Here is a 22,044-nt window from a genome sequence, read left to right as displayed (position 1 = left end):
GAAAGACTGCCGCCGTGCCAGTAGGTATTAGCCAGGAAAAGACATACAGTTTCTAACAACTAATTCAGCCATCAAAGTCCATAAGATTTCACTAAACACTTATTGCTTGACAGTCAGCTTTTAAGCCGTGTTTAATAATACAGCCCGTGCAACACGAAACCGCGCCGTGAGTTGTACTCTAAAGCGGGGGCGGGCAAGTGGAAAATGCTGGCCACGTAGAACACGCGCTTCAGGAGTTTGCTGCGCGTAGGGATGCGCAGCAGGTTTATATCAAGGCTCAGGTAGTACTGCCGGTAGTCATTCAGGCCCAGGGCCGCGTTGGCGGCGGGGTCGTTATACACCATTTGCTGAGCGCCGTAGCCCACGGCAGGTTGCAGCCACTTGGGCCATCTGCTTTCCTGCGGCAGCCACGCCGCTACGTCGGCGCAAAGCCAGTAGGTGTGGCCGTTATAGTCCTTCAGGTGCTGCTCGGCCAGGCTCTTGCCCAGCACGTTAGGCCGCAGCGCGGCGTAGCGGGTAGTGCGGAAGGAGTATTTAGGCATGATGCGAACTTCATTCCAGGCCAGCTGCTGGGCAATAAGTCCGGCTGAACCCAGAAAATTGGCCCCCAGATCATAGGCCGAAGCGCCATAGGCTGGGTCGCGCCCATCGAGCAGCTCCAGGGGGCTCTGAAGCAGGAAGCCCACAAAGCCACCGTACCAGAGCGCCTTCCGGTCGGGGACGCCGGCCCAGCGCAGCATGTCTACGGCGCCGCGGCTCTCATGAAAAGCCCCCAGAAGTGCCCCGCCTTGTCCAGCTGTTTCCACTCGTGGCTGTCATCGAACCAATGAAGGGAAGTCCGCTCGCCAGTGTACCAGCCTTTGCTCAACCCATACACGAGGCCCGTGTAGCTTAGGGCCAGCCCACCGGCCAAAATGGGCAGCCGGTGGTTCAACCGGGCTGTGTCGGCGGGTGGAGTAGGGCGGCGCAGTACAACAGGACCAGAGGTGACTAAAGCCGTATCGACGTTGCTTTGCGCCTGGGAAATGGCTGGCAATAAACAGCTTGTGACGAACAGGGGCACGAAGCGCCACCGGACTTTTATATAAAAACGAAAGGAAAGCGTCATGCGGAAGCTGATGACCGCGAAGGCCGTAACGGTCAAAGCTACAAACAAATGTCGTCGGCTACGGGTAAAGCTAAACTGTTCATTTTGTACCTTTATTCTTCTTGCTTATCAATGCTTAGTGAAACGGCGCTGTGCGCTGTTAGGCTTTCTGGCTTTCCCACCATCAACCCACTTTCAATGAAAACACTTCGACTTTTATGTAGCCTGCTCGCGCTACTGACGGGGCTGCCCGCAGCGTATGCTCAGGTTACAACCCAACCGGCTGTCTTTCTGGCCTCTGAGCCCGTGACTATCACCTTTAATGCTACAGAGGGCAACGGTGAGCTGGCCAATTTTACGGGCGACGTCTACATCTGGACGGGCGTCGTGATTGACAGTCCCACCGGCACCACCTGGACCAATGTCAAAAGCCCGACTTTCAACCAAGCCGATCCTGCGGCTAAAATGACGCGCTCGGCCACCAACCCCAATATCTACACGATTACCTTCACGCCCAACACGTTCTACCCCATTCCGGCCGGGACTACTATTTACCGGCTGGGTATGATTTTCAAGAACGCCGACGGTAGTCGGGTAGGCCGCGGGCCCAGCGGCGACATTTATGTTAACGTCGCGCAGAACCGCTTCAATCTGCGCTTTACGGCTCCCACCGGGCCGGGCAGTAATTTCTTCGTGCTCAATACGCCAACCACTGTTACGGGCAGCTCCATTGTGCCGGCCACGCTGGCTTTGTTCCTGAATGGCGTGCAGCTGGGTGCCTCCGAACCCAACGCGACTACCATCACCAGAACGGTAACGCTGACCGCGCCAGGAGCCAATACTATCCGCCTCACCGCTACGGATGCTACTGGCACAGCGGAAACCCTGCTGGCCGTGCAAAGCCGCGAAGCAATTGCCGTGGCGCCGCTGCCGGTAGGAGCCAAGAAAGATGGTGTAACGTATTTGAATGGCGGCAGCTCCGTAATATTGAGCCTGACGGCTCCGAACAAGCAATTTGTTTACGCCATCGGCGACTTCAACGACTGGCAGTCTACCGCGGCGTCGGCCATGAAGCGCACGCCCGTCAGTGCCACCGACAACGCGCCCGATAACAGCAGCAATGGCCGCTGGTGGATTCAGCTTGATAACCTCACGCCCGGCCGCGAATACACGTATCAGTACCTGGTAGATGGTGCCCTGCGCGTGTCCGATCCTTACACCCAAAAGGTACTTGATCCTAACAACGACCAAACGATTCCGGCAGTAACATATCCTGCGGCCCTGTTGCAGTACCCGACCGGCAAAACCACCGGTATCGTTTCTACTTTCCAATCGGGGCAGGCAGAATACCAGTGGCAGGTTACCAATTTCCAGAAGCCCAAGCGTACAGATTTGGTAGTGTATGAGCTGCTGGTGCGCGACTTCATTGCCCGCCACGACTACAAAACGTTGACGGATACGCTTACTTACCTGCAACGCCTGGGCGTAAATACCATTGAGCTGATGCCCATCAATGAGTTTGAGGGCAATGAAAGCTGGGGCTACAACCCCTCCTTCTACTTCACCCCCGACAAATACTACGGCACCAAAGATGACTTGAAGCGCTTCGTGGACGAGTGCCACAGGCGCGGCATGGCGGTCGTCATCGACATGGTGCTCAACCACTCGTTCGGCCAGTCGCCGATGGTGCAGATGTATTTTGCTGATGGTGCGCCCACGGCCGAAAGTCCGTGGTTCAACCGGGCCGCAACCCATCCCTTCAACGTGGGCTACGACTTCAACCACGAAAGCCCTTTCACGAAGTACTTTGTGGAGCGTGTGAATGAGTTTTGGATACAGGAGTACCATATCGACGGTTACCGCTACGACTTATCGAAGGGCTTCACCCAACGCAATACGCCCAATGATGTAGGTGCCTGGGGCCGCCGCGACGATTCGCGCATTGCTATCTGGAAAAACATCTACGACCAGCTGCGGGGCCTTGACCCAACCTTCTACTGCATTCTGGAGCACCTCAGCGACAACGACGAGGAGAAGATTCTGGCCGACTACGGCATGATGCTGTGGGGCAACCAGAACGGCAGCTACATCAATGCCGTGCGCGGCCAAAGCAACAGCTCCGACTTCAGTGGTGGCTACTACGTTAATCGGGGCTGGCTGCAACCGCACCTCATTACCTACATGGAAAGCCATGATGAGGAGCGCCTGATGGTGCGGGCTTTAGCCGATGGAGTTCAGACTGGTGCAACGCCCGGCTACAACGTACGCGACGTGAACACGGCCCTGTCCCGCATGGGGCAAGCCGCTGCTTTCTTCTTCACGGTGCCCGGCCCCAAGATGATCTGGCAGTTTGGCGAGCTGGGCTACGACGTGAGCATCAATGAAAACGGCCGTACCGGCAATAAGCCCATTCGGTGGGAGTACCAGCAAAATCCCGCCCGCCGCAACCTTTACAACGTGTATCGTAGCCTGATTGAGCTGAAAATAACTCAGCCCGTATTTGAGAACCCCGCTACCTACACGCAAAGCCTGAGTGGTTTCTCCAAACGGATAAACCTGTCTGATGCCGATCTGAGCGTAACAGTCATTGGCAACTTCGGTATTACGCCGGCGGCCGTAGCACCTAACTTCCAGAGCGCTGGCACTTGGTACAGCTACCTGTCCGACGCCACGCTCAACGTGAGCGCCGCCGATGTAAATATGCCTATCACGCTAGGCCCTGGCGAGTACCGCGTATACACATCCAGAAAAATCAACCGGCCGGCGGGCGTGGTGCTATCGGCTAAGCGTAAGCAGGAAGTAGTGCTGAACCTGACCGCTGCCCCCAATCCGGCAGCGGCTACCGCTACCCTGCGCTACGAACTGAAGACGGCCGCCCCGGTTACGGTGACTATTACCAACCTGCTCGGTGCCAATGTGCGCACGCTCCCAGCCACGCCGCGCCAAGCGGTTGGGTCCCACGAGCTGCCCGTGTCGCTGGCCGGCTTAGCCAATGGCGTGTACCTGGTGCGTGTGAGTACCGGCGAACAAATCCAAACCACTCGCTTGGTAGTTCAACATTAAAAAGGCCCCCCTGTGAACAAAAAAGAGCGACCCTGCTGGCAGGGTCGCTCTTTTTTGTTGGGTAGTGAGTCGGGAAAGCAAAGGCAACACATCAGCCTGCTGTTTGCTTATAGTTATAGTGTTACCCTTTTTTGGTGAGGATGGTGTGATAGTCTACCAAGTCATCGATAGGGGAGCGGATGATTTTGCCCACTTCCATATCATGGCTTTTGGCTACCTGAATCAGCGCATCGCGGAAGTTATAGCCCACCGAGCCAATGCAGTTGAAGGTGTAATCCTGATAGTTGGGATACTTTGTTACCAAGTTATCAAAGAAAGCCTTGAACCCGTCCAGCACTATTTCGCGGCAGTAGCTTACGTTGTTGTGGTCGTAGGCGTACTTGGCGAAGCTGGCCAGAAAGCGGTTGGGCAAGGGCTGATTATAGAGCCGATCCAAAATTTCGTCGCGGGTAAGTCCGTACGTTTCGCGGAAGTTCTCCTGCAAGCCGTCGGGCAGAAAACCGCGCAGATAGTCGCGGAGGAGGCGCTTTCCTATATAAGAGCCACTGCCTTCATCACCCAGGAAATACCCCAGCGAGTCGACATTCATGGCTACTTCTTTACCATCGTAGATGCAGGAATTGGTGCCCGTACCCAGAATGGCCGCAAAACCGGGCTTGGTGCCCAGCAGCGCCCGTGCAGCAGCCAGCAAATCGTGGTCTACTACCACTTTCGCTTTGGTAAATACCGCCCGCATAGCTGCCGCTACTATCTCCGCTTTTTTGGCCGACGAAATACCCGCGCCGTAGTAATGCACTTCCTCTACTTTCTCCAGCTCCAGCGTGTCGGGCAAGTTTTTCTGTAGGGAGGCTTGAATGCCCGCAGTATCAATAAAGTCGGGGTTGTAGCCCTCTGTATTGAAGTTGATGCGTGCACCCGCGTCGTCAATGAGGCACCAGTTGGTTTTGGTGGAGCCGCCGTCGGCAATAATGATCATAGGAGAAGTAGTCTGAAGAACGGATGGGAAGATCGGGCAATGGGCTGGCTGCTCTCGCTATGCTTGTAGCAGCCAAAGCGAAGCACGGAAAAGAATTTGGTAGATAAAAGCTTTACGCTTAGATAGCGTGTTCTGACGGATAATTCGCTGGGGGCTTTTTTGCAGAAAAAGCCCCCAGCGAATTATCCGGTCAATTGGTATAACAGGCAAACAGGAAAACAAAAAAGGCCACTGCAACGCAGTAGCCTTTTAAGAATGATAAAATAAATCAAGCTTCGCTTAGTTCTTCTTCAAAGTATAGCCGAAGTTACCGGCTCCTTTGCTCAAATCCAGCGTGATGGTGTAGTTGCCAGCACTAGGTACCTTGATGTTATCAGCATTAACTTCGAGTAAGCCATCAGCACCTTTGTCACCGTAGTTCAGGTCCCAGGCATTGTTAGCGCGGAACTTGATTTCACCACCATCGGAGAGAGCTGTAGTAATAGTCCAAACGCCTTTTGCAGCATCGAAGGTCAAAGGGGTTTCATTGTCCCAACCTTTTACGGTGCCCGAACCAATAACAGCCCAAGTAGTCTTGGTAAGCGTATAGGTGTTGGCGGTCAGGCTGGCTTTAATTTGATAATAGCCTGGGCTTGGCACCGTGATGTTGTCACCGGGTGAAACCAGTGTACCCGTAATGACACCATTCGCAGCAGTGGTGCTTGTTCCCTTGCCAAAAATGCCTTTATCCCAAGCTGGAGCATCCGTTAGCTTAAACTCAAGCTTGCCAGCTTCGGCGAAATTAATGTAGCCTTCAAAGGTTTTTGTATTGGCCCTGTCGCCGGAAGCGATAACAGGTGCCTTATCCGGGGCCCAGCCCTGGTAAGCGCCTGGAACCCAAAGTGAAGGATAAACAATAGCAGCGTTTGCATTGTAAGGCGTACCAGCTAGCGTCGTTACGGGCGAGTATTTAGCTAAGGCATCAGCCGTTGGGCTTTTGCCCAGAAAAGCTTTTGCCCGAACCTCTAACTCGATAGGCGCATACGTTTTGGTCGTCTCATTAAACACCGCGCCCTTCTCGATCATCAGATCGTTAATCTCCTTCACAGTGAACGTTTTAGTTAAAGCTCCGCCGGTTTCGTAAGGTTTAGCAGACTTAAACTCGTTGCCTTTTTTATCAATTTCCAAGGTATAGGAAACTACTTCGCCCTGATAGCCAAACGAAACAGGTGTCCAGGAGTAGACCACATAGGTCTTACCCGCGTCATCTAGTGTTAGGGGTACGTTGGTAGTAACGGTAGAGAGCATCGTCTCTCGGCCGGGCTTTGCTACTACCTGCTCTTCATCCTTTTCGCAGGAAGAGAGCAGCATAACGGCCGTGCAAAGCCCCAAAATTTGGGTAAGCCAGTTTTTCATCTGTATGTGGAGTAAAATTTTGAAAAATTGAAACCGAATACCCAGGATTAAATAAATAGTGGGCTTTCAATCCCAGGTATTCGGTTAAGAACTATGTTGGAACGCTTAGTAACCTGGGTTCTGCTTCAGCGTGGGATTAGCAGTGAGGTCGGAGGATGGGATGGGGTAGAGATTTAGCGCCTCAGACACCGGGCGTCCTTGTAGCACACCACCTTTCCAGGGCCAGTTGTACGTCACGTTCGTGCCGCCAAAGCGGCCGAAGCGAATCAGGTCGGTACGGCGGTAACACTCCATATATAACTCACGAGCGCGCTCATCCAACAGAAAGTCCAACGTCAGCTGATTAGCGGTAATAGTCGAAGCTTTGGCCCGTTGCCGCACGCGGTTCACGTAAGTAAGAGCCTCAGCGGAACTGCCGGCTCCGCCACGTACTACGGCCTCCGCATACATCAAATACACGTCGCCGAGGCGGAACATGGGGAAGTCGGTATCCGGGTGGTCGCCACCGGTATCGGAGCCTTTCACACCGGTTGAGCTTACGTTGCGGTATTTCTGGAGCGCATAGCCGTCGGTGAAGGTGAAGATATCAGTGTTCTCGCGCTTCTGACCTTCTGTTACGAAGTTGCGGGCACGGTCGTCATTAGCACCCGTCAGGTCCGTAAATTTGTCGGCAAGCGTTGACTTAGCCCGGTAGCCCGACCAGCCCCCGTTGATGCCGTAAGCAGCGGGGTTCATATCGCCACCCACTCCGGCGTGCACCAGGAAGGTCATACCACCAAAGGTCTTGGTTCGCAGACCATCGAAGGTGATGGGGAAGATAATTTCGGAAGCGGCTATTGTGTTATTATTGGTTACAAACAGATTGTTATACACCGGCGTTAAAGAATAGCCAGCGTCGATAACCCTCTTAGAATAAGTCGCGGCCTCCGTAAACTTAGGCTGTCCGGTATACACTTGGGCGTTCAGATAAAGCTTAGCCAATAAAGTCTGAGCAGCACCCCGGTCAGCCCGACCATACTGATTTTGACGGGCGGCTACCAACTCAGGCTCAATAGCCAGCAATTCCGACTCTATGTAGTTAAACAATTCAGCCCGCGTCGCTTGCTTAGGCAGGAAAGCGCCTACTTGGTCGGTCTCGGTTACGAAAGGCACATTGCCAAACATATCAAGCGCATGGAAATAGCTTAGCGCACGCAGAAAGCGAGCCTCAGCCCGGTATTGCTTCACAGTTGTTAATAAAGGGTCCGTAACGCCGCGCCCGCCCAGCTTATCATCCGTGGTTTCGCGGATATACTCGTTGCAAATCGTGATCTGATAGAAAAGACGGTTGTACATGGTGCGTACAAATGAGTTGCTCGCCGTCCAGGTCAAGCGGTTAAGCTCGGGCAGGTCGCCGTCGTTCCAGGCAATGATGGCCTCATCGGTCGGCAGCTCCTGCGTAAACCAATACATGCGCAGGTAAGGCGAAGTACCTTCATCAAATCCGCGCAAGTCAGCATTGCCAGAGGGACCTTGCTGACCACTAACCGCCAAGCCAGCATAAAGCTTGGCCAAAACGGCTTCGTAATTAGCGGGGTCATTATAGACTACCGCGGAGGTAGGGTCAAACTCAGGCTCCCGGTCCAAGTCATTCACGCAAGACGAGACGCCGAGCGTGGAGGTGGTAACGGCCAGGGCTACCAAGCTTCGTATGAGTAACTTTTTCATTTTTTTGAGACGTACGAACAAATTAGAAACCCAGATTTAAACCAACCGTGAACGTGCGCGGACGGGGATAAAAGTTGCGGTCGATACCATTGAAAATCTCGGGATCAAGCCCTTTGTAATCGCTGATAACAAATACGTTCTGAACAGCGAAGGTCAGGCCAAAGTTTAATTTCTCGTTGAAGAATTGCCCCCCATTATAGCCCAGCGTAACGTTGTCCATACGCAGGAACGAGGCATTCTCCACGTAGTAATCAGAGAAGTACTGGTTATTGACAAAATTCGTCTCCAAGGCATTCGTAGATACGTTGCCCAGGAAGTTGTTCGGATCAAACAGGCCGCGGTAAGTGCCCCGATCCGAGTTCACGTTGTTGTACACGTAGTTGTCGAGGTAGCTACGCATCGTGAAGGCCAGATTGAACTTCTGATAAGAGAGGTTGGAACTGAAGCCCAGCGTGGTTTTGGGGTTTGAGGACTTGTAGCGATACTTGTCCAGGTCTGTTACCTGGCCATCCCCGTTCAGGTCGGCGTATACGCCTTCCAGCGGCGCTCCATCAGCATTGTACACCTGCTTGAATACGTAGTAAGAGTTGGATGGGAAGCCAACCGAGTTGATCTGCACGTTGTTGCCGGTACCGCCAGCAATGCCACCAATTAAATAACCCGGGAAGTTAGGATCAACGACATCGTTCAGGCCGGTAATCTCATTCTCATTGTAAGCCGCGTTGAAATTAACGCTCCAGTTAACGTTCTCTGAGCGAATCGGCACCACGTTCAGCGCCACTTCAATACCACGGTTTTCTAAAGTGCCGATGTTGCGGGCAAATTCATTGATCAGGTTAGAGCCTGCCGGTAGCGCCACTACGGCCAGCAAATCCTTGGTATTACGCTGATATACGTCAATCGAGCCGGAGAGGCGGCCGTCCAATACGCCGTAGTCAATACCAGCATTATATGTGGTTGTTTCTTCCCATTTCAAATCTCTGTTGTAGCCTTCAGGCCGCAACGTAGAGACGAAGCGGGGCGTCCCATCAGCATTATAGCCCACCTGAATCTGGGTGTTTAAGTCACCCTCAGTATAGCGGGCCAAGAAAGGATAATTGCCTACTCCTTGTATGCCTGTACCGCCCGCATTCTCTAAATCCTGCTGGCCAGTGATACCGTAACCGGCGCGCAGTTTTAACTGAGTTAACGCAGTTACATCTTTCAGGAAGGACTCATCCTTGATGCTCCAGGCCAATCCTACAGCCGGGAAATAACCAAACTGGTTATCATCAACAAAGCGGGAAGTGCCATCAGAACGTAGGGTGGCAGTTGCGGTATAGCGGTCCTTTAGATTATAGATGGCCCGACCAAAGAAAGATACCAGCGTATACTGCGTCCGGAAGGGAAGGGAAGGGAGCAGGAGCAAATTCGGTTCCGTCGGCTCGGAAATCAGCAAAGCGAGGCTCTTCGCGGATAAAATCCTGGTAAGAATAGCCCCCGTGAGGTCGAGGCGGCTTTCGCCCAGCTGCTTTACGTAGTTCAGGTAGAAGTCTAACAGCTTGTTGTAGCGGTCCTGACCATATTCATTGTTTTCACCGCCCCGCGTGAAGGAACGGCCCGCGATGGCCGGAACGAAGCGGGTGCCGGCGCTCGACGAGCGGTCGGTGCCCAGATTTAATACAGCCCGCAGATCGGGCAGGAAAGGCAGACGGTAGTCAAGCTGCACGTTACCAATGAGGCGGTCCACGGTAGCTTCATCTTCGCGTTGCTCTAATAGCCCCAATGGGTTGCGCGGAGCTATGGTGATTGGGTTACCGTTGGCCTGCGTCCACTCGTAATAGCCACCGAAAGCGTCGCCGGTTACGGGCTTGGTAGGATCAAAGTTGATAGCCGCGCCGATAGCGCCTTCATCGGCGAAGCGGCTAATGGCCCGGCTTCCTTTGGCATTAATGGTAAGGCGCAGATTGTCGTTGAGTAGCACGGGCGTCAGACTGACGGAGCCGGTGAGACGCTCCAGGTTGCTCGTTCTCAGAATACCATCCTGGTTCAAATAGCCCGCCGAAACGCGGAGGGGAAACTTGCCTATGGCACCGGTCAGACTGATGTTGTTGTCGTAAGTAGAAGCTGATTGGAAAACGACATCCTGCCAGTCGGTGTTGGCGGCGCCGACCAGTGCTTTCTGCGCATCGCTGCCGCGCTCGGCTACTACGGCCCGAAACTGATCGGCAGAGAGTACGTCTACATCATTTACCTTCTTGGAGCGCGAATACTGGGAGCTGAAAGCAACTGCCAGCTTCTCGCCTTGCACGCCTTTTTTCGTTGTAATTAGAATAACGCCGTTGGAAGCCCGCGAACCGTAGATGGCCGTCGCTGAGGCATCTTTCAGTACGGTATAGGTTTCGATGTCATTCGGGTTAATAGTGCTCAGGGGGCTGGCGGCCCCACTGATGCTGTTGCCATCCACGGGTACGCCGTCAATGACGATCAGTGGCTCGTTGGTGGCATTCAGCGAAGCTCCACCCCGGATACGGATGTTACTGGCCGAGCCCGGCGCACCGCCGCCCGTAGTAATTTGTACGCCAGCTACTTTGCCGTTGATGAGCTGCTCAGGGTTGGTGATTTGACCCTGCACGAAGTCTTTGGAGTCAACAGTGGCGATAGAGCCCGTCACGTCTTGCCGCCGCTGAGTACCGTAGCCGACTACCACGGCCTCATTGAGCAGGGTCGTGTTTTCGCCGAGTGTGGCGTTGGCCTCCGTATTCTGACCTGCCGTTACGGAAATAGGTAGCCGCTTAGAGGTGTAGCCGATAAAGGACACCACTAAAGTTTGCTGGCCCGCCGGCACGTTCTGAATAGAGAAAGTGCCATCAACATTAGTGGAGTTACCCAGGGGAGTGCCCTCAATCAGCACAGTCACGCCGGGTAACCCTTGACTCTGTTCGTCCAATACCCGACCGCTCACTGAGCCGGTCTGGGCGAACGCGCCGGTGAAGCCGGCACAGATGAACAATAGCAGAAACAGTAGTTTCGCCAGGTAAGGGTGTTTCATTGAAAAGATGTTTGTGGTGGGAATAAATAAACCGACTAAGTCGGGCAAGCAATCAGGAGTGACAAAAGATGGGAAAGAATTATAGCCGGCGGACTATAAGACTTAAACTTATCTAAATGAACGCTACACTCCAATGTGGTTAAGAAACTGCGCAAGATAGAGTTTTGACGTTAAAAAATGCAATTAATTTATCTGGGAATTATGCTCGCATCTGGGTTTCTTTTTGAATGCATCTCTGTACTCCCAACAAAAACCTACTTGGTTGTAGTCCGGAAAAAAAACGGCTTATCTATATCAGCAATGCAAATAAATTGGGTTTAACCGTGTCGAGCTACTTACCCTTTATTTGAGCTGGTGCTCCTTATAAAAAGCTTAAAAAGTTGTTTCTGAATAGCTTCAGAGTGTCGAAAAACACAATCGATAATCTGATTTCTCGGGGCACTGATACAATGATTATCAGGTGTTTAATGAATAATTAAATTTCTGCATGTTGAAGTTGCATGGTAATGCGTCAGACGATCAGACTTAATCTGGCGTCCGGTCACGAAGCATCTCCTGGGTTTACTAAAATTAGTGCTCAGATACCAGCACGCGAGATGCTCTTTTTCGGGACGCTAGACAGGCATGACCCTCTGCAATTTATTACAAAACTTTATTGGCAGCTGTCATTCGCTTCTGATAGTGAGCTTGTTAGAAGCTAAATTGTCCGTAGTAGCCGTAACTTGAATGACGCTTTGTCTGGGGGGCATTTTTAGTAAAATAGTAGCAATACCAGCCTCGGCTTTCACAGGATTGTCGCCAAGTAGCTCGCCTCCATTTGCTGTAAAGCGCACTGAATTTGCGGCATCGGGCACTACGGTGCCGTTTTCGTCAATTACGGAAGCATAAATGAACACGGCGTCATTCTGGCCCACCGCCACATCTTTGCCATTTTGGGCGTAGGAAAGCTTCAGGCTTTTGGCGCCGCCCGGTGTGCGCCGCTCAGTTTGCGCAGCGACTTTGCCCTTGTAGTACCCCACGGCCCGTAAAGTGCCCGGCGCATAGGCAGGCAGCGTGAAGGTAAACGGCGGGTGCGGCAGCTGGTCAGAGAAATTGTCCTTATCCGGCTGCTGGCGGGCCACTACTTCGCCGTTGAGCGACAATTCCACTTCATCACAGTTGCTATACACCACCACTCGCTTGCCGGAAGTCGGCTGCCAGTAGCTGGCAATGAAAACCATGGGCTTACCGAAGCCGTGGGGGGCATTTATGGGGCCGTACTGGCTTTGGTAGAAGTAGTAAGCGAACTTAGGCAACCGGAAAATATCAGCTACCCCCGATGACTCGATATCCGGGGCGTAGCCGCGCTTGTAGTCAAACATCAGCCAGTTGGCATCGCCCACGGCGGGGCTGCGGTAGTTGTCGTTGTGGGCTTCCTGGAAGTTGAGGGCCTGTTGGAGCCCGCTCGCCTTGGCCGCGCAATTGGCGCGAGGTACGCTCCGATTCCTTCAGGCCGGCGTAGGCAGTTTGGTTGAAGCCCGCATTTTGGGCGTAGTATTCCCAGTCGCCGTACTCACAGAGAAACAGGGGCTTGTTGTCATCGTATTTGTTCCAATAGTCGGGGGCTTTGCGGTGCTGGCGGGCCGGAATGAATACGTCATAGGCATAATCCATCCAGCCGCAGGTGTACACGCCTTCCTTCCAAGGCAGCTCCTGATGCACCGCCGCGTGGGTTTGCTCCATATACGGCTTGCTCATGTCGGTCTCGTTCAGCGACGATTCCCAGAGGATAATGCTGGGGTGGTTCCGGTCGCGGCGCACCATGTCGCGCACGTCTTGCAGGCTGTTTTTCAGGAAATCAGCATCACCAAAAAACTGCCAGCCCGGAATAGAATTCATCACCAGAATGCCCAGCTCATCGCAAGCCTGCAAAAAGGCGGGCGAAGGCGGATAATGGGAGCAGCGCACGAAGTTGAAGCCAGCATCCCGGATTTGCCAGGCGTCGCGGTACTGGGCATTATCCGACAGGGCATAGCCCAAATAAGGATATTCCTGGTGGCGATTCGTGCCGCGCAACCGCAGCTTTTCACCATTCAGGTAGAAGCCATTGGTGGCAAAGCGAATAGAGCGCACGCCGGTTTGTACTTCCTTGCGGTCAATAATTTGGCCGTCGCGCAGCACTTCTACCACCAGCCGATATAGATAAGGTGTTTCCGGCGACCATAGCTGCGGCTTGGTAATAGTAAGTTGCTGATTTATTTGTTTGAAAGTGCCGGCGGCTACGGTAGCTGATTCGCTTTCAGTCCGCCCTACTTCTTTGCCTTGTGCATCCAGTAGCGTGGTGCGCACCTGGGCAGCCTGCGTTTGGGGGGCGTTATTCTGTACTTCCGTTTGCACTTGCAGCGTGGCGGCCTGCTGACTTACGTTTTCGTAATGCACCAAAATGCCTCCGCCCGCGGTGTGGCCGGCTTGTACGGCGTTGGAGATGTGCAGCGGGTCGGTGAGGACCAGGCGCACAGACCGGTAAAGGCCGCCGTAGAAGTTGAAATCCAGGTCTTTGAGTGGCTTGCCAGGCGGTACGTCGGGGTTGTCCTGGTTGGTGAGGCGCACCAGCAAACAGTTCTCCTGACCATATTTTACCTGGCGCGAAACATCGACGGTAAAAGGCAGATAGCCGCCAACGTGGCGCTGAAGCCGCTGGCTATTCAGGTACACGTCGGCCGTGTGCATGGCGGCCCCAAACTCAACAACCACCCGTGGCCCCGGCCCGGCCGATGGTACCTGAAAATACTTGCGGTAAAAGCAAGTGCCTTGCCACTGCCGCTGATTGGGCGCCACAGGTTCAAGTTGCGGCGTGTGGGGTAATGAAACGGCCGCCCAATTGGCTGATGAACTTTCTGCTTTAGCGAACAGCGCCGCGGTTACCGTAGTATCAATGTCCTTGACAAACTGCCAGTCTTGGTTAAAGTCAGTGATGACTGCTGGGGTGGCTTTCTGTCTGATTGCGTTCCCTAACCGCCCGCCACACTGCCCCAAAGAGGCTGCTAATCCTAGGCAAACGATCGTGCGAAAAACAGCGTTAACAAAGGTCGAATAAGATGAAATCAACATGCGTTTATTGTAAAGAGACTGATTCGAGGTCAACGTGCAGCTGGCCACTGGCTGGCGCAGCGCCCTCAAGCACCACTTGCAAAACCTCAGCGTCCGTAAGCTTTAGGGCAGGCTGGTTGGCAAATTGATAAGTAAGCGGCAGGAAACCAGGATAGGGCCGGGGCAAGACTAATAGCGCATCAGGCCGGAAGGAGGAGAGCGGAATGCGCAGCTCCTGCACTTCGGTGCCGAACTGTACAGTAGCCGAATAGGCCGCCGCGTCTTTGGTTTGTAATACCACCTTCACTGCGGTAGCGGGCTGGTTGGCTCGGCCCTTCACAACTACCGCTTTAAAGCTGGCTAAATCAGTAGCGCGGCCTGCCAGCTTGTGGCCAAAGTAAGCCCGCACAGCCGCCAAAGGACTAACTGTTGCTGCCAGTTTCGGCTGCCCGGACTGAGCCACTACCATGCGCAGAGCCAGTTCGCCGGCCGGCGTGGTCACGTAATCAGTCCAGTTGGTGGCGCCGAAGCCCCGCGCTTCTATTTGGTCCTTATCCTGGGCCGCATTGAATAAGGGCAAAGGTGTGCCCGCCGCCACAATGGGCACAGTGTAATTTTCGGCGTGATAGTAGTCCCAGTCGCGGGGCTGGCCCGTGAAACCACCGGGGAATGTTAGCGCCTGCTGCCCTTTGCGCAGCACAATCCAGTAGCGCGGCCGACTCGAACTCGTACACCATTTTGGCTTTGCTGGTAAAGCGCTTATCCTGCCGAAACGGAATCGGGTACTGATCCACGTAGGGCAGGAAGTTGCCGCGCAGGGTATGTCCGCTCACCAGCCCTTGCGGATACCATTGGAAGGTCACGCCATCCACGTTGGCATTCAGAATAGCATCGTACACATCGGGGCTTTCGGCGATGTTGTAGAATACCGGCTTGCGGCAGCCCGTAGCCCGAATAGCCTGGGCCATGCGGTTGGCAAAATCCGTCACGGGCGCCTCGGGCTTGCTGTATTTGGGCTCATTGCACACCTCGTAGGCAATGATGTCCGGATCTTCGCGGTTGAGCTGCTTGGTGTAGGGGTTGCGGTGATTCAGAAACTGCGTCAGATACCTTTCCTGGGCCAGGATGGCGCGTGGGTTGGTGTAGGTCTGCGCCTTGGAGTAGATGCTGGAAAAACCCGTGCCGGTGTCGGGTTCCGGGTAGCCGTTGTTCCAGTAAGCAATGGGCGTCAGGATGATTCTGATGTCACGCTGCTTGAGTTGCGCCACCAGGAAATCGAGCAGCTTCAACTGCTCATTCTCCTGCAGATTGCCCAGCGTATCCGTGATTTCCACGTCCCACACATGCACCCGGAAGGCGTCCAGCCCCAGTCGCGAGAGATGATAAACATCCTGCGTAATGGCTTGCTCATGAGCGGCTCCCACGCGCTGGTGAGCCCGGTAGGCGTGAGCGAAGGGCGTGGTATAGTTTACCCCAAATAGGGCCACTTCCTTCTTCGTCTTCTGCCAGCGCAGTACGCCCTGCTTGTCTACAAAAACGTCGCCCTCCGGCTGCCGCACCGCAGACGTAGCTTGGGCCGCTACTGATACCGGCAACAGCGTATGCCAGATTAGAAAAGAAAGCAGAAACGTAAGTAAGCGCATAGGCCGGAAGTAAGGAAAGTGAGTCTAAGACCGCACATATACAAGGAGTTGAGCAAGCGAAATGCTCTGGATTGCGCAATCGTTTGTGCAATGAAATTAATAGGGTTATCCTAACTTATTCTAGCATTGAAACTTCGCACGAGTACAGAGCCTATCTTCACCTCCGCGCTGGGCGCAACTCTTGCTTACTTTCACACTGCTGGTAATTTATTGATTGTCATGCGTATAGGATCAATGGGGCTAGCTTTAGCGCTGGGGATTAATATGGGCTATGCTCAGGTCATTCTGCGCGTTGACCGCGTGCCAGCCAACACGCCCGCCGATGCCGTGCTCTATGTCGCGGGTTCTTTCAATAATTGGAACCCCAAAAATGCCCCCCAGGCGCTCACCAAAAACGCCGACGGCAGCTACCAGCTGATTTTGCCCCCCAGCCTCAATAATTTCGAATACAAGTTTACGCGAGGCTCCTGGGAAACGGTAGAAACCGATGCGGCTAACAAAGGCATCGAAAACCGCCGCTACACGGCCGCCGCTGGCAAAACGGTTACGCACGAAATCAGCAATTGGCAGGATCTGGCCGGTGGCGCCCCCCAAAGCAGCACACCCTTACGCCCAATGTGACCATACTGGCCGATTCATTTGCTATCCCGCAGCTCAACCGGAAGCGGCGGGTGTGGGTGTATCTGCCCAACGATTACGCCACTAGCCGCCGGCGCTACCCCGTGCTCTACCTGCACGATGGCCAGAATATCTTCGACGAATTCACCGGGTTTAGTGGCGAATGGGGCGTAGATGAAACCTTGCGTCAGCTTCAACTGGAGGGGCAGGATGCTGGCTGCATCGTGGTAGCCGTGGACCACGGCGGCTCAACGCGACTCGATGAGCTATCACCCTGGCGTAATGCTAGGTACGGCGGCGGGCAGGGCGATGCTTACCTGGATTTCATAGTCCAGACGCTCAAACCCCAAATTGATGATAAGTATCGGACCTTAAGGAATCGAAAAAATACGGGCATGGCCGGCTCCTCCATGGGCGGACTGATTTCGCTCTACGCGGGCCTAAAATACCCACAGGTATTCAGCAAAATCGGGGTGTTTTCGCCGGCATTGTGGTTCGCTCAGGATTCAATATTTGACTATGTGCGCCGCGCCCGGCTGCGGCGGCCAACGCAGTTTTATTTTGTGGCCGGGGAGCAGGAAAGCGAAACAATGGTGCCGCTGATGGCCGCCATGCGGGATTCTTTGCGGAAAGCTGGAGTCAAGCCAGCTGCCATCAGTTATCATGCTATGCCTGATGGCAAACATGCCGAATGGTTTTGGCGGCGGGAGTTTCCGGCGGCCTATCAGTGGCTGTACGGACGGTAGCGCGGAAATCCGTTCCGCGTCGCGTACAGCGCGAAACCACGCATGCGCACAACTGTCGCGGTACCAACTTCTCGCTTGCGGCTCGACGCGGAACAGATTTCCGCGCTACTAAAAAACTTGCACCTTGCTAATCGCCGCTTATATTTGCGGCACAAACGCTTTTATCAGTGGCAATGAACTTCTCAATGACTTCGCAAGCATGGTGGTGGCCTCTCCGAAACTCCGGACGGGAAAACCTGTGCGTGCGGTAAGGTCATTCAACAATAGAACCTCGCATCGAACATAAAGGAAAGCCCGGCCACCCGCCGGGCTTTTTTGTTTCCCGGTGGTCCGAATCAGTACTTGTTGCCCATCAAAAATGCCCCCCACGTCTCATGAATAACTCGCCGCAACTTACTTACTCGCTCAAAACCCGCCACGTGCGCCTGCTGGCCGATACCGTGACGCCGGTGGGCCTCTACCTGCGTTTGCGCGACCAGTATCCTAACTGCTTGCTGCTCGAAAGCTCGGACTACCACGGCCAGCAAAACGCGTTTAGCTACCTCGCCTGCGACCCGCTGGCCCGCTTTGAGCTAAGCCGGAGCGAGCTGCGCCAAACCTTCCCCGACGGTACCGCCACCACCGAAATGCTGGCGCAGCCCCGCCTTGCTCTCGACCGCCTGCGCGAGTTTGCGGGCCGTTTCCAAACCGAGAAGAGTGAGTTCGATTTCATTACTGGGGGGCTTTTTGGCTACATGGGCTACGAGGCCGTGCAGTACTTCGAAGACCTCACGCTGAACCCCGCGAAAGAATCTGCGGGTCAGATTCCGGATATTATTTACGGTACCTACCGCTACGTCATTGCCATCAACCACTTCCGCAACGAGCTTTACGTTTTCGAACACTCACCCGCCGACGAGCCCACCGACCACGACGGCCTGACGCGGCTAGTGAATCTGGTGCGCAACCCGAGTTTGCCGGAGTTTGGTTTTGCGCCGGTAGGTCAGGAGACGACCAACCTCACGGATGAGGAGTTTCTGGAAAAGCTGGCCGCTGGTCAGAACCATTGCCGCAAAGGTGACGTGTTTCAAATCGTGTTGTCGCGCCGCTTCTCGCAGGGCTTTGTTGGTGATGAGTTCAACGTGTACCGCGCCTTGCGCTCCGTCAATCCATCGCCGTATCTATTTTACTTCGACTACGGCAACTTCAAAATCTTCGGCTCCTCGCCCGAAACGCAGCTGCTGATTAAAGGCCGCGCTGCTAGTCTGTTCCCTATCGCCGGCACTTTCCGCCGCACCGGCCACGACGCTGAAGACGCTGCTCTCGCCCAGAAATTAGCCGACGACCCCAAGGAAAATGCGGAGCACGTCATGCTCGTTGACCTCGCTCGCAACGACCTGGCCCGTCACGGCGACGAGGTGAAAGTAAAGGTGTTTCGCGAAATCCAGTACTACTCCCACGTCATTCACCTAGTAAGTGAAGTAACCGCCACATTGGCCCCCAACGCTTCTCCGCTGCAAGTAGTAGCCGATACTTTCCCGGCTGGCACGCTCTCCGGCGCTCCCAAGCACAGCGCCATGCAGCTCATCGATAAGCTCGAACCCACCGGCCGGGGCTACTATGGTGGCGCTCTGGGTTACTTAGGCTTCAACGGCGACTTCAACCACGCCATCATGATTCGTTCCTTCCTTAGCACTGGCAATCAGCTCCACTACCAAGCCGGCGCGGGTGTAGTAGCCGCCTCCGATATCAACTCCGAACTAAACGAAGTGCATCATAAGTTGGCTGCTCTGCGCAAAGCCTTGAAAATGGCCGAAGCAATAGGGGAGAAGCTGACAGCAACGGCTTAGTCCGTCAAGCTCCCCTCCTCAGCTGAGGAGGGAACGCGGCACCAACGGTGCCGCTGGGGTGGTTGACTTCGTTGCTGATGTTGTTTAGTTGAATGAAAAGCCTCAGTAGCGTTATTAAAACAGTAAGTACTTAAACATAAGCTCTCAGCACCATGAGCATTCTCGTTCTCGATAATTACGACTCCTTCACTTACAACCTCGTGCAGCTGCTGCGCGAGCTTGGCTACGGCGCCCAAACGACCGTAGTGCGCAACGATAAAATAGCGTTGGAAGAAGTGGAGCAATACGATTCTATCCTGCTTTCGCCCGGCCCCGGTGTGCCAGCCGATGCAGGATTGATGCCCGCCATTATTCAGCGGTACGCGCCTACCAAACGCATGCTGGGCGTGTGCCTCGGCCATCAAGGCATTGCTGAGGCCTTTGGGGGGCAATTGTATAACCTGCCCGCCGTGCTCCACGGCATTGCCACCGACGCTGATATCATCACTGGCGAGGATAGGTTATTTAAGAATCTACCTACTAAGTTTCGCGTTGGCCGCTATCACTCGTGGGTCGTTACGCCTGAGTCGATGCCCGCGGAACTGGAAATAACGGCCCGCGACGCCAACGGCCAGGTGCTGGCCCTGCGCCACCGCACGTATGACGTGCGCGGCGTGCAGTTCCACCCCGAGTCTATCCTGACCGAACACGGCCACGAGATGTTGAAAAACTGGCTTGTTGAGTAAATGAATTGATACCACGAGAACGCCATGCAGAGCATTCTGCGCATCAAGCAGCGACGAAGCATCTCGCGTACTGACGACCGGTTACTAATCCTGCATCAGCACGCGAGATGCTTCGGCTCTTCCTTTGCATGACAGACGATTGAAACAGGTAAGTGAAATTTTTATAAATCCCCGATTTTGAAACAGATCCTCACCACCCTTTTTGACCAGCAAACCCTCACTCGTGAGGAAGCCCGCGAGGCAATGTTTCGCTTAGGTCAGGGAGGCGTCAATGCATCCGAAACGGCCGCTTTCATGACCGTATACCGGATGCGGCCCATCACGGTGCCGGAGCTCAGCGGCTTCCGCGATGCCCTGCTCGACCTCTGCCGGGACCCAGAGCTAGGCACCAATGAAGTGCTCGACATTGTAGGCACTGGCGGCGACGGCAAAGACACGCTGAACATCTCCACGCTGGCCTGCTTTGTAGCGGCCGGGGCGGGGTATAAAGTAGCTAAGCACGGCAACTTTGGTGTGTCGTCGGTGTGTGGCTCCTCCAATATTCTGGCTCACTTCGGCTACGATTTCGAGGCGTCGTCCGACACCTTACGGCGGCAGCTGGACGAAGCTAATATCTGCTTTCTGCACGCAGCGGCGTTTCACCCGGCCATGCGTCACGCCGGGCCAGTACGTCGGGAACTGGGCGTCCGCACCTTCTTCAACATCCTTGGTCCGCTGGTTAATCCGGCTCGGCCGGCGGCGCAGCTGGCGGGCGTGTTCAGTCTGGAACTGCTACGCTTGTATAACTACCTGTTTCAGCAAACCAGCACCCGCTACGCCGTGGTACATGCCCTCGATGGCTACGATGAACTCTCCCTTACCGGCACAGCCAAAGTGGTATCGGCGCGGGGCGAGCAGGTGGTGACGGCGGCCACGCTTGGGTTGCCCACCTACACCGCCACTGACCTGGCTGGGGGGCAAACTGTCGCCGAATCAGCCGCTTTGTTTCTTCAGGTGCTTGATAATCAAGGTACCCCGGCCCAGCGCGATGTAGTAACCGCTAACGCCGCCCTAGCCATTCAGTGCGCCGATCCGGCTTTGTCGCTGCCCGACGCGTTGGAAGTTGCCCGCGAATCGCTGGCAAGTGGCGCAGCCCGGGGGGCATTTCGGCAGTTATTGAACGTGTAGAGACGCAATATTTTGCGTCTCATCGTTGCGGATACTGTTTAGTTGCATAGTGTGATTCAAGTCGTTCAATGATTAGACGCAAAATGTTGCGTTTCTACACCTTGATCCCGATTACTCAATTTCATTTCAACAGCCGACCAAAACCTTCGGCTTCTTGTTCTTAGCTCATGGCTACTATTCTTGATCAGATTATTCAACACAAGCGCGGCGAAGTAGCTGAGCGTCAAAGTTTGGTGCCAGTGAAGCTGCTGGAGCGCAGCTTATATTTCAACACCCAGCCATTGTCGTTGCGCCACTACCTGCTACGCGAAGACTTGAGTGGAATTATCGCTGAGTTTAAGCGCAAATCGCCCTCGAAGGGCTGGATAAACCCGCATGCACCAATCGAGCGAACGACTATTGGCTACATGCAGGCCGGCGCGTCGGCCCTGTCGATACTCACAGATAAGGAATTCTTTGGGGGGCAAAATGAGGACCTAACAACTGCGCGTCGCTTCAATTTCTGCCCCATTCTGCGCAAAGATTTTGTGATAGATGAGTACCAGATTCTGGAAGCCAAAAGCATTGGTGCTGATGCCGTGCTGCTCATCGCGGCCGTACTCGCGCCTGCCGAAGTATCGCGGCTAGGTCGTTTTGCCCGCAGTTTGGGCATGGAAGTCTTGTTGGAAGTGCACAACGCCGAAGAGCTGGACCGCAGCCTCGACGCTGAAGCGGTGAACCTGGTAGGCGTAAACAACCGCAACCTCCACGACTTCAGCATGAGCCTGGAAACCTCCGCCGAACTGGCCGAACGCATTCCTAACGAGTTCGTGAAAGTGTCAGAAAGTGGACTGAGCACGGCCGCCGCCATTCAGCAAGTCCGTGGCTACGGCTACCGCGGCTTTCTGTTGGGCGAGGCTTTCATGCGCCACAGCCGCCCCGAAAAAGCCTGTGCCGCCCTGGTGCAGGAGCTGCAAAGCAAAGAGCCGGCTGCGGTGTAGCGCGAAGC

The 22,044-nt window shown here is 54.5% G+C and carries 17 protein-coding genes; 7 read left to right on the top strand and 10 right to left on the bottom strand.

Going from position 1 to position 22,044, the window contains the following annotated elements; translation table 11 throughout:
• Window positions 1-131: 131 nt before the first annotated feature.
• Window positions 132-806, bottom strand: a complete 675-nt coding sequence (locus tag MKZ35_RS22900; RefSeq protein WP_482515527.1) for a DUF2279 domain-containing protein — start codon at window positions 804-806, stop codon at window positions 132-134.
• On the bottom strand, window positions 743-1,156 hold the full coding sequence (locus MKZ35_RS22895; RefSeq protein ID WP_482515526.1) for a hypothetical protein: 414 nt from the start codon (window positions 1,154-1,156) through the stop codon (window positions 743-745). Before MKZ35_RS22895 ends, MKZ35_RS22900 begins: the two co-directional genes overlap by 64 nt.
• Before the next feature lie 129 nt (window positions 1,157-1,285).
• Here MKZ35_RS22895 and MKZ35_RS22890 point away from each other — a divergent pair, with 129 nt between their 5' ends.
• Window positions 1,286-4,150: a DUF4961 domain-containing protein gene (locus tag MKZ35_RS22890; RefSeq protein WP_482515525.1), complete on the top strand. Its 2,865-nt coding sequence runs from the start codon at window positions 1,286-1,288 to the stop codon at window positions 4,148-4,150.
• A 121-nt stretch (window positions 4,151-4,271) separates the two neighbouring features.
• Here the strand turns inward: MKZ35_RS22890 and MKZ35_RS22885 are convergent, their stop codons facing one another.
• The 8 genes from MKZ35_RS22885 to MKZ35_RS22850 all read right to left on the bottom strand — a co-directional run bounded on the left by MKZ35_RS22885 (window position 4,272) and on the right by MKZ35_RS22850 (window position 15,971).
• Window positions 4,272-5,126 carry an N-acetylglucosamine kinase gene (locus tag MKZ35_RS22885; protein ID WP_482515524.1) on the bottom strand — a complete coding sequence of 285 codons (855 nt, stop codon included), beginning with the start codon at window positions 5,124-5,126 and terminating at the stop codon, window positions 4,272-4,274.
• 279 nt (window positions 5,127-5,405) lie between these two features.
• Window positions 5,406-6,476, bottom strand: coding sequence for a SusE domain-containing protein (locus MKZ35_RS22880; RefSeq protein WP_482515523.1), 1,071 nt, complete (start codon window positions 6,474-6,476; stop codon window positions 5,406-5,408).
• Between the two features lie 150 nt (window positions 6,477-6,626).
• Window positions 6,627-8,228, bottom strand: coding sequence for a RagB/SusD family nutrient uptake outer membrane protein (locus MKZ35_RS22875; RefSeq protein WP_482515522.1), 1,602 nt, complete (start codon window positions 8,226-8,228; stop codon window positions 6,627-6,629).
• A gap of 22 nt (window positions 8,229-8,250) precedes the next feature.
• On the bottom strand, window positions 8,251-11,259 hold the full coding sequence (locus tag MKZ35_RS22870) for a SusC/RagA family TonB-linked outer membrane protein (protein ID WP_482515521.1): 3,009 nt from the start codon (window positions 11,257-11,259) through the stop codon (window positions 8,251-8,253).
• 665 nt (window positions 11,260-11,924) lie between these two features.
• Window positions 11,925-12,641 carry a DUF4982 domain-containing protein gene (locus MKZ35_RS22865; RefSeq protein WP_482515520.1) on the bottom strand — a complete coding sequence of 239 codons (717 nt, stop codon included), beginning with the start codon at window positions 12,639-12,641 and terminating at the stop codon, window positions 11,925-11,927.
• A complete protein-coding gene (locus tag MKZ35_RS22860) occupies window positions 12,613-14,076 on the bottom strand; it encodes a glycoside hydrolase family 2 protein (RefSeq protein WP_482515519.1) in 1,464 nt (487 codons plus the stop codon). Before MKZ35_RS22860 ends, MKZ35_RS22865 begins: the two co-directional genes overlap by 29 nt.
• 277 nt (window positions 14,077-14,353) lie before the next feature.
• A complete protein-coding gene (locus MKZ35_RS22855; RefSeq protein WP_482515518.1) occupies window positions 14,354-14,908 on the bottom strand; it encodes a hypothetical protein in 555 nt (184 codons plus the stop codon).
• Window positions 14,880-15,971, bottom strand: a complete 1,092-nt coding sequence (locus MKZ35_RS22850) for a cellulase family glycosylhydrolase (RefSeq protein WP_482515517.1) — start codon at window positions 15,969-15,971, stop codon at window positions 14,880-14,882. The genes MKZ35_RS22855 and MKZ35_RS22850 overlap by 29 nt, the downstream gene beginning before the upstream one ends.
• A 219-nt stretch (window positions 15,972-16,190) precedes the next feature.
• On the opposite strand from MKZ35_RS22850, the gene MKZ35_RS22845 reads away from it, so the two are divergent.
• The 6 genes from MKZ35_RS22845 (at window position 16,191) to trpC (ending at window position 22,036) form a co-directional block, all read left to right on the top strand.
• On the top strand, window positions 16,191-16,592 hold the full coding sequence (locus MKZ35_RS22845; RefSeq protein ID WP_482515516.1) for a CBM20 domain-containing protein: 402 nt from the start codon (window positions 16,191-16,193) through the stop codon (window positions 16,590-16,592).
• On the top strand, window positions 16,589-17,335 hold the full coding sequence (locus MKZ35_RS22840) for an alpha/beta hydrolase (RefSeq protein WP_482515515.1): 747 nt from the start codon (window positions 16,589-16,591) through the stop codon (window positions 17,333-17,335). The genes MKZ35_RS22845 and MKZ35_RS22840 overlap by 4 nt, the downstream gene beginning before the upstream one ends.
• Window positions 17,336-17,709: 374 nt before the next feature.
• Window positions 17,710-19,164, top strand: coding sequence for an anthranilate synthase component I family protein (locus MKZ35_RS22835; RefSeq protein WP_482515514.1), 1,455 nt, complete (start codon window positions 17,710-17,712; stop codon window positions 19,162-19,164).
• Between the two features lie 152 nt (window positions 19,165-19,316).
• Window positions 19,317-19,889 carry an anthranilate synthase component II gene (locus MKZ35_RS22830; protein WP_482515513.1) on the top strand — a complete coding sequence of 191 codons (573 nt, stop codon included), beginning with the start codon at window positions 19,317-19,319 and terminating at the stop codon, window positions 19,887-19,889.
• A 177-nt stretch (window positions 19,890-20,066) separates the two neighbouring features.
• Window positions 20,067-21,056 (top strand): anthranilate phosphoribosyltransferase, encoded by a 990-nt coding sequence (gene trpD / locus MKZ35_RS22825; protein WP_482515512.1) that lies wholly within the window; start codon window positions 20,067-20,069, stop codon window positions 21,054-21,056.
• A 167-nt stretch (window positions 21,057-21,223) separates the two neighbouring features.
• A complete protein-coding gene (gene trpC / locus MKZ35_RS22820) occupies window positions 21,224-22,036 on the top strand; it encodes an indole-3-glycerol phosphate synthase TrpC (protein ID WP_482515511.1) in 813 nt (270 codons plus the stop codon).
• Window positions 22,037-22,044: the final 8 nt, after the last annotated feature.

The sequence above is a fragment of the Hymenobacter sp. R533113 genome (assembly GCF_056835965.1).
Note: the sequence above shows the minus strand (reverse complement) of the source record. Positions and strands in the feature narration are given on the sequence as shown.

Excerpts from the sequence above, each read along its gene's own strand:
- MKZ35_RS22880 (WP_482515523.1), bottom strand. The coding sequence starts at position 6,476 with ATGCTGCTCTCTTCCTGCGAAAAGGATGAAGAGCAGGTAGTAGCAAAG.
- MKZ35_RS22870 (WP_482515521.1), bottom strand. The coding sequence starts at position 11,259 with ATGAAACACCCTTACCTGGCGAAACTACTGTTTCTGCTATTGTTCATC.
- MKZ35_RS22835 (WP_482515514.1), top strand. The coding sequence starts at position 17,710 with ATGAATAACTCGCCGCAACTTACTTACTCGCTCAAAACCCGCCACGTG.
- MKZ35_RS22830 (WP_482515513.1), top strand. The coding sequence starts at position 19,317 with ATGAGCATTCTCGTTCTCGATAATTACGACTCCTTCACTTACAACCTC.
- MKZ35_RS22875 (WP_482515522.1), bottom strand. The coding sequence starts at position 8,228 with ATGAAAAAGTTACTCATACGAAGCTTGGTAGCCCTGGCCGTTACCACC.
- trpC (WP_482515511.1), top strand. The coding sequence starts at position 21,224 with ATGGCTACTATTCTTGATCAGATTATTCAACACAAGCGCGGCGAAGTA.
- MKZ35_RS22845 (WP_482515516.1), top strand. The coding sequence starts at position 16,191 with ATGCGTATAGGATCAATGGGGCTAGCTTTAGCGCTGGGGATTAATATG.
- MKZ35_RS22885 (WP_482515524.1), bottom strand. The coding sequence starts at position 5,126 with ATGATCATTATTGCCGACGGCGGCTCCACCAAAACCAACTGGTGCCTC.
- MKZ35_RS22890 (WP_482515525.1), top strand. The coding sequence starts at position 1,286 with ATGAAAACACTTCGACTTTTATGTAGCCTGCTCGCGCTACTGACGGGG.
- MKZ35_RS22850 (WP_482515517.1), bottom strand. The coding sequence starts at position 15,971 with ATGCGCTTACTTACGTTTCTGCTTTCTTTTCTAATCTGGCATACGCTG.